The following is a 4,113-nucleotide window of genomic DNA, read 5'->3' on the forward strand; positions in this document are numbered from 1 at the left end:
ACGCCCGCCGACACCGCCTTGCCGAAACGCCGGCCCAGCGTGCGCGGCGGCTCCAGGCGCAGGCTGTAGACCTGGGCCTCCTTCATGCGCTCCACGAGATACGCCTCGCTCGTTCCCACGCTGTCGACCAGACGCTGCTCGAGCGCTTCGCTGCCGTACCAGATCTCGCCGGTGGCGAGCTTGTCGATCTCCATGCCGGGCCGGTGGCGCGCCACGTACTCCTTGAAGAGCCGATGAGTGTTCTCTAGATCGTCGATGAACTTGGCCCGCCCCTCTTCGGTGTTCTCGCCCAGCACCGTGAGAGTGCGCTTGTAGCGCCCGGCGGTGAGAAGCTCGACATCGATATCGTGACGCTTGAGCAGCCGGTGGATGTTGGGCACCTGGGCGACCACACCGATCGAGCCAATCACCGCGAAGGGTGCGGCCTTTATGTGATGAGCGGTGCAGGCCATCATATAGCCGCCGCTGGCCGCCACCTTGTCGATGCACACGGTGGTGACGAGCCCCGCTTCGCGCAGCCGGTCGAGCTCGGCAGCGGCCAGACCGTAGGCGTGAACCAGTCCGCCCCCGGATTCGAGCCTCACCACGACTTCGTCGTCAGGGCGTGCTGCCTCGATGACCGCCGAGACTTCCTGGGCGAACTGCTCGGTCTGCGAGGCCTTGATGTCACCGTGAAAGCTCAACACCCAGACGCGCGGCGACGGGTCGCCGTTCTCCCGTGCCGCGTGCTTGCGCCGCGACTTCTCCTCGCGGCGCAACGACTTGATCAGCTTCTTGCGCGCGCCGCCTGCGGTAGCGGCCACTCGCAGGCGCCGGGTACGCCCGCGGCGCTGCTCGTTGAGCGACTCCACGTGCAGCGTCGGCTGGCGCTCGCCACCGCGCTTGCCGCGCAACAGCACCAGCCCCGCCAGTACCAACAGCACCGTCAGAATGAGGCTTTGAATCAAGAAGGTGCCTATATGGACGATCCATTCACTCATCTGCACTCTCCTTTTGCAGTTGTCGGCATGTCACGAAGGCTCTGCCTGTCGCGACGCTTGCCTAAGAAGAACGTTTTAAATAGTCTGCAAGGCGCCCGTTCGCTTTCATCCTAGGGTGAGCGGGTACGCAATGCCTTCAAACGAATACGCACAGGAAATGCACGATGTCCACGACCACCTTCGACAAGCTCAAGCGCCGCTTCGACCCCGAGGCCGCCAAGGGAATGGACGATGTGTTCCAGTTCCACTTCTCCGACGAGCAGAGCCACTACCTTCACGTCCAGGACGGCACCCTGGACATCCAGCAGGGCGAGCACGACGACCCGTCGGTCACGCTCAGCACCAGCACCGAAACCCTGAAGGGCATCATGAGCGGCGAGATCAACGGCATGACCGCCTTCATGACCGGCAAGCTCAAGGCCACCGGCAACATCATGCTGGCCACCAAGCTCACCAGCCTCTTTCCCGGCGAGTGACGCCGATCGTCTTCTAGCGAACGCGCGCCAGATGCGTCTCGATCAAGTCTCGCGAAATCGAGTAGGTCGGCGGCAGCGACGGTAGCGTGCGTGGCGAGAACCAGGCGGCGTCGCTGATCTCGACGCCGTCGATGACGATACGCCGCGTGGTCGCCTCGGCGAAATACCCCAGCATCAGCGAGTGGGGAAACGGCCACGCCTGGCTCTGGTGATAGCGCAGGTTGTCGACGTGAACCCCCACCTCCTCGAACACCTCACGATGCACGGCCTCCTCGGCGGACTCGCCGGGCTCGATGAAGCCGGCAAGCGTGGAGTAGCGCCCCGGCGGGAAGCGCGGACTGCGGGCCAGGAGCATCGCCTCGCCATGCGTCACCAGCGTGATGATGCACGGCGAGATACGTGGATAGTTGCGATGCCCGCAGGCGTGGCAATGCATGGCGAACTCGGCGGACAGCCGTGTTGCCTGTGCGCCGCAGCGCCCGCAGAAGCGGTGATTCTCGAGCCAGGCGCCCACCTGAAGCGCAGTGGAGAGCAGGCTGAACCAGGCACTCGAGAGTTGATCGAGCCAGGCACGCCCTTCGAGCCAATGCTCCTCGAAGTCGTCTTCGATCGACAGCGCCACCGGCTCGTCCTGCCAGTAGCAAAGCGGCTCGAACGCGGCGCTCCAGGCTTGAGTCGGCTGCAGCGGGGTGAGCATGCCATCTTCGGTTGCAAGTCCCGGGGCGATGCGACCGCGGGCCAGTCGAATCACCCGCCCTTCACTCACGCCGCTGGGTATTTCACGCCTGAGCATCGGTCGCCTCGCCCTCGAGCCAGCGCAGCTGGTGCGCCTGACATTTGGCGCTGTGCGCCGCCTCTTCCGCACTGTTCGGGCGAATGACACGCAACTGCCCGGGTGTCAGCGCCAGGCGCCGGATCGCCATGCCTTCACTTGCCTGGGAGCTCTGCTCACGCTCGGCCGAAGCTTCCGCATCGAGGCTCAGGGCCGTCTGCCCGCCGGTCATCGCCAGGTAGACGTCGGCGAGGATCTCGGCGTCGAGCAAGGCGCCGTGCAGCACGCGGTGGCCATTGTCGATGTCATAGCGCTTGCACAGAGCATCGAGGCTGTTGCGCTGGCCCGGGTGCATCTGCCGCGCCATGGTCAGGGTATCCAGCACGCGGCAGTGATCGCGTACCGGCCCAAGCACCGGACCTTGACGTTTCTTGTTGACCAGGTTCAGCTCATGGTCGATGAAGCCGACGTCGAAAGGCGCGTTGTGGATGACCAGCTCCGCGCCCTCGATGAACGCCCAGAACTCGTCGGCGATCGCGGCGAACACCGGCTCGTTGGCCACCCGCGCATCGTCGATGCCGTGAACCGCCACCACCTCGGCGTCGATGTGTCGCTCGGGATTGATGTACTGGTGGTAGGTGCGTCCGGTAAAGCGGCGGTTGATCATCTCGATTGCGCCGATTTCCACCATACGGTGGCCATCCTTGGTTTCGATGCCGGTGGTTTCCGTATCGAGAATTACTTGGCGCATGGCGTGCTCCTGTTGTGTTCGTCGATCGCTTCGTTGGCCAGCGCATCGGCCTTCTCGTTGCCGGGGTGGCCGCTGTGCCCTTTCACCCAGTGCCACTCGACACGGTGGCGGTGGGTCTGCTCGTGCAGCGCCTTCCAGAGCTCGGCGTTCTTGACCGGCTGCTTGGCGGCGGTCATCCAGCCGCGCTTGACCCAATTGTGAATCCACTGGGTGATGCCCTGGCGCACGTACTGGGAGTCGGTCCAGAGCTCCACGTGGCAGGATTTCGTAAGCGCGCGAAGCGCCATGATGGCGGCCATCAACTCCATGCGGTTGTTGGTGGTCTGCGGCTCGAACCCCTTTAGCGTCTTCTCGTGCGGGCCGCTCGACAGGACCACTCCCCACCCTCCGGGCCCGGGATTTCCACGACAGGCGCCATCGGTATAGACCACGACATGGGGCTGATTGTCCTGCTTAGTCACGCTGATTTTCCTTCACTAGACGGGATGATGACTCGATGGATTTCACCGGCGCATGGCGACGCGTGGCGCCCAGCGACGAAGGGGATGCCTTGGCGGGCAACCCGAAGCGAATGCGCTCGATCGGCGCACCGCGCTCGCGGCGGCGCGCCTTGATCATGTAGCTCTGCCCGAGCGGCAGGTTATGGCGCCGCCCGAGGGCTTCCCAGTGCTCGCCGCAGGGGGCGTTCATGCGGCCACGAAAACAGCAGTAGTCTACGCGCTCCACCTCGAAATCCACAAACGCCAGCCAGTCGCGCAGGCGATTGACGCTCATCCAGCGCCCGACGAAGGGAAACGTCGCACCGGGCTTGCGCCAGCGCTTCAAGAGCCCGCCCACGCTCACCGGGTTGAAGCCGAACAGCACCAGCACGCCGTGATCGCTGGTGACCCGGGCGGCCTCCTGCAGCGTGAAGTGGGCATCCGGCAACTGCTCGAGCCAGTGATGGATCACCACGGTGTCGAGGCAACGATCGGGTAGCGCGAAGCGATCCGGCGGGCACACCAGGGTGGAGGCGGACTCCGCCAGCGCCTCGTTCGGCGCCCAGCGAATGCGGTGGGGAATGGCGGAGGGACCGAGCAGCGAGCGCCCCATGCCCATCTCCAGGCCGTGCTGGCCACGGCGGTTTTCCACCAC

Annotated in this window: 6 protein-coding genes; 1 reads left to right on the forward strand and 5 read right to left on the reverse strand. The window is 64.9% G+C overall.

Annotated elements, in window-relative coordinates; genetic code table 11:
* Window positions 1-980: protease SohB (sohB, locus tag BIS11_RS12225; RefSeq protein WP_253586130.1), on the reverse strand; the 980-nt coding region annotated here is incomplete at its 3' end.
* A 164-nt stretch (window positions 981-1,144) separates the two neighbouring features.
* Between sohB and BIS11_RS12230 the strand changes: the two genes are divergently transcribed.
* Entirely contained in the window at window positions 1,145-1,456 is a 312-nt protein-coding gene (locus tag BIS11_RS12230) for an SCP2 sterol-binding domain-containing protein (RefSeq protein ID WP_253418325.1), read from the forward strand.
* A gap of 13 nt (window positions 1,457-1,469) precedes the next feature.
* Here BIS11_RS12230 and nudC read toward each other — a convergent pair whose 3' ends face one another.
* From nudC to BIS11_RS12250, 4 genes are all read right to left on the reverse strand, one after another.
* Window positions 1,470-2,249, reverse strand: a complete 780-nt coding sequence (nudC, locus tag BIS11_RS12235; RefSeq protein ID WP_253418322.1) for an NAD(+) diphosphatase — start codon at window positions 2,247-2,249, stop codon at window positions 1,470-1,472.
* Window positions 2,236-2,979, reverse strand: a complete 744-nt coding sequence (gene dnaQ / locus BIS11_RS12240) for a DNA polymerase III subunit epsilon (protein ID WP_253418320.1) — start codon at window positions 2,977-2,979, stop codon at window positions 2,236-2,238. Before dnaQ ends, nudC begins: the two co-directional genes overlap by 14 nt.
* Window positions 2,967-3,440 carry a ribonuclease HI gene (gene rnhA / locus BIS11_RS12245; RefSeq protein ID WP_253418317.1) on the reverse strand — a complete coding sequence of 158 codons (474 nt, stop codon included), beginning with the start codon at window positions 3,438-3,440 and terminating at the stop codon, window positions 2,967-2,969. Before rnhA ends, dnaQ begins: the two co-directional genes overlap by 13 nt.
* Window positions 3,433-4,113, reverse strand: a 681-nt coding sequence (locus tag BIS11_RS12250; RefSeq protein ID WP_253586132.1) for a methyltransferase domain-containing protein, incomplete at its 5' end; no start/stop codon positions are given. The genes BIS11_RS12250 and rnhA, both read right to left, overlap by 8 nt.

The organism is Halomonas sp. 707D4 (assembly GCF_024158685.1).
GTDB lineage: Bacteria > Pseudomonadota > Gammaproteobacteria > Pseudomonadales > Halomonadaceae > Vreelandella.